At 63.7% G+C, this 3,172-nt stretch carries 4 protein-coding genes; 3 read left to right on the forward strand and 1 reads right to left on the reverse strand.

The genetic code is table 11. From position 1 onward, the window contains the following. Positions 1-406 (forward strand): nicotinate-nucleotide--dimethylbenzimidazole phosphoribosyltransferase (locus EN994_RS24295; RefSeq protein ID WP_206530485.1); only part of this gene is annotated, 406 nt, incomplete at its 5' end. A gap of 11 nt (positions 407-417) precedes the next feature. On the opposite strand, the gene EN994_RS24300 is transcribed toward EN994_RS24295, so the two are convergent. After that, positions 418-1,938, reverse strand: a complete 1,521-nt coding sequence (locus EN994_RS24300; protein ID WP_063167986.1) for a HAMP domain-containing sensor histidine kinase — start codon at positions 1,936-1,938, stop codon at positions 418-420. A gap of 75 nt (positions 1,939-2,013) precedes the next feature. Between EN994_RS24300 and EN994_RS24305 the strand changes: the two genes are divergently transcribed. Then, a complete protein-coding gene (locus tag EN994_RS24305; RefSeq protein WP_063167987.1) occupies positions 2,014-2,634 on the forward strand; it encodes a thermonuclease family protein in 621 nt (206 codons plus the stop codon). Positions 2,635-2,677: 43 nt separating this feature from the next. Then, positions 2,678-3,172, forward strand: a 495-nt coding sequence (locus tag EN994_RS24310) for a glutathione S-transferase family protein (RefSeq protein ID WP_164746136.1), incomplete at its 3' end; no start/stop codon positions are given.

Raw genomic sequence — 3,172 nt, forward strand, 5'->3', positions numbered from 1 at the left:
GGCACGCAAGGCGGACGTGGTCGATGCGGCGCTGGCTTTTCATGGCGGCCATCTCGGCGACCCGCTCGAGGCGCTGCGCCGGGTCGGCGGCCGGGAATTCGCGGCGATCGCCGGTGCCATTCTGGCCGCGCGGATGCAGAAGATCCCGGTGCTGCTCGACGGATTGGCGGCGACGGCAGCCGCAGCGGTACTGCATGGCGTCAATCCCGCCGCGCTCGACCATTGCCTGCTGGCCAGCCTGTCGCCGGAACCCGCGCATGCACGCGCCGCCCAACGGCTCGGCTTGCGCCCGTTGCTTGATCTGGGCATCAGCCATGGCGAAGGGGCAGGGGCCGCCCTTGCAGCGGGTCTGGTCAAGGCCGCCGCGCTGACCAGTTCGGGCATGGCTGCGGCGGTACGCGGTTAGGGCTTGAGGTATTACCGCCGTCGAGCCGCCACCGCCGCGGTCGGCAATGCTGGCAATTCCTCCATCACCCGGCTCAGCGGGAAGATGGCGATCGCCTCGGTGCCTTCGCGCAGCTTGGAATGAAGTTCGAACTCGCCGCCATGCATTGCGAGCAGCCCTTGCACGATCGGCAGGCCAAGCCCGGTGCCTTGCTCGGCGCTCTTGATGGCGATGGAGCCCTGGCCGAAGGCGGAAAGCACGATCGGGATCTCATCTTCCGGTATGCCCGGGCCATTGTCCTTGATCGAAATGTATTGTCCGCCGCCCGCCGTCCAACCGACACGGACGCGGATTTCGCCGCCGGTGGCGGTGAATTTTATCGCGTTCGACAGAAGGTTGAGCGTGATCTGCCGCACGGCCCGTTCATCGGCGAACAGCCGAGGCAGCTCGTGCTCGAAATCCTGGACGACACGGATATCCTTGTTGCGCGCTCTCAACTCCATCATGTGACAGCAGTCCTCGACGATACCAAGCAGCATCACCGGCTCTTCATTGAGCTGGTAGCGGCCGGCCTCGATGCGTGACAGGTCGAGAATCTCGTTGATCAGGTCGAGCAGATGCTGGCCGGATTCGTGCACGTCATGGGCGTAGTCACGATAGGTGGGATTGCTCATCGGTCCCAGCACCTCGTTCGACATCACCTCGGAAAAACCGAGAATGGCGTTGAGCGGCGTGCGCAATTCGTGGCTCATCGAGGCGAGGAACCGCGATTTCGCCAGATTAGCGTCCTCGGCCCGCCGCCGCGCTTCGTCCGACATCGATTTCGCCGTCTCCAGTTCGGCGATCAGCGCATCCTTTTCGGAGCGGAACGACAGCATCATCAGGGACGAGTGGTTCAGATGACGGGCCACATAGGCGAAAAACGGCAGCGACACGACCAGCAGCGCGGCCATGATCGCCTCGACCGGCATCCATAGCTTGGCGCCGGCATAGGCGTAGAGCGCCACGGGAACGGCAAAGGTCGCCAGCAGCGCGCCCCGCAGAGACGAGGTCATCACCGCGGTCGCCGCCATGGCGAACAACAGCACCACGGCCTTGACGATGTGGAACGGATCGACCTCGCAGACGCTGCAGCCAAGCCACACGAACCAAGCCCAGCCGAGACCGCACAGGAAATGGCCGATCAGGAATTCCCGCCGTGCTTGCAAAGGGTTGAGCTCGGAAGCTTCAGTGCGCTCGATGCGCCGCGCCATGACGGCAACGATAGTGTAGCAGGTTAGCGTGAACAGCGCCCAAAGCCCGATCTCATTGCCGATTCCGGCCAGCCGGCCACCCGCGGCAATCGCCAGCACGAGAAGCGGGATGGCGATGGCGCCGCTTGTCATCGCTCGGGCATGCAGCTTCAGCAGTTCGCGATCGAAATCGGGATTGCCGGCCTGCTGCGAAAGACGGTCACGCGTCTTGCGCACCGCGCGCGCGACATCGCTGTTGCGATGGCGTTTCCTGCGGTCCACAATGAACTTGTCCGCTGTGTTCGAGCGTTGCAAGGGCATCAAAACTTCAATTTATGCGAGCAGCGGTTTCCAAGTGTTAAGCTACGTTCGAATGATTAACCAACCGTTTGCCATATGAGCCGTTCATGGTCGCCGAGGCCGCGCCGGCGATACGTTGCGCGCCCCAGAAGCCTGTGGCGCCGGCTGGTGGATTACGGGCTTGCCGTCATCATCCTCGGACTGCTGATCCTGCTGGCGGCCCGCCTCGACCGGGTGGAGACACGCAAGACGCAAGGCGTGGCAATCATCAACGACGGCGATTCGATCACGCTTGGCACCGAGCGTATCCGCATGCGCGGCATCGATGCTCCGGAATATACGCAGACCTGCCGCAAGAACGGCGCGGACTATTCCTGCGGCACGCTTGCGCGTCAGTCGCTCGTTCGCCTGATCGCCGGCAAGCCCGTCTCTTGTACCGGCTGGCAGCGTGATCGTTATGGCCGGCTGCTCGGCGACTGCACCGCCGGCGGCAAGGATCTCAACCGCGCGCAGGTCGAGGCGGGCTGGGCGGTTGCCTATGGCGACTTCGAGAGCGAGGAAGCCATCGCCCGCGCGGCAAAGGCCGGCATCTGGGCGGGAACGTTCGATCAGCCGCAGAATTGGCGAGACAGCCATCACGGCGAAGTCGTCGAGAAGAAGCACGGCACACTGGCGTCGATCGGCGATGCCGTGCGCGAGATTTTTCGCTTCTGGTGATGCGCATCCTGGAACTGGAACCGAGGACGAACAGGAGGATGGAATGAAGCTCTTCGACGGTGGCCGGGCGCCCAATCCAAGGCGGGTCCGCGTTTTCCTGGCCGAGAAAGGCATCGAGGTTCCGCAGGTGCCCATCGATATGGGCGCGTTGGAACACAGGCAACAGGCGGTCAGCTCGCGCAACCCCTTGCAGCGTCTGCCGGTGCTGGAGCTCGACGACGGCACCGTCATCACCGAATCCGTCGCCATCTGCCGCTATTTCGAGGAGCTGCATCCCGAACCGGCCCTGTTCGGGCGTGGCGCACTCGGCAAGGCGCAGGTCGAGATGTGGCAGAGGCGGATGGAATTCAATTTGCTCAGCTGCGTCACGCAGGCCTTCCGGCACATCCATCCGGCCATGAAGGAATGGGAAATCCCGCAGGTCCCTGAATGGGGTGAGGCCAACAAGCCGAAGGCCGTGGCGTTCCTCAGGCTGCTGGACGGCGAACTGGGCAGCCGGGAGTTCATCGCCGGTGACAGCTATTCGATCGCCGACATC

Source organism: Mesorhizobium sp. M7A.F.Ca.CA.002.09.1.1 (assembly GCF_003998555.1).
In the GTDB taxonomy this organism is placed as follows: Bacteria; Pseudomonadota; Alphaproteobacteria; order Rhizobiales; family Rhizobiaceae; genus Mesorhizobium; species Mesorhizobium ciceri.

Excerpts from the sequence above, each read along its gene's own strand:
- EN994_RS24305 (WP_063167987.1), top strand. The coding sequence starts at position 2,014 with ATGAGCCGTTCATGGTCGCCGAGGCCGCGCCGGCGATACGTTGCGCGC.
- EN994_RS24300 (WP_063167986.1), bottom strand. The coding sequence starts at position 1,938 with ATGCCCTTGCAACGCTCGAACACAGCGGACAAGTTCATTGTGGACCGC.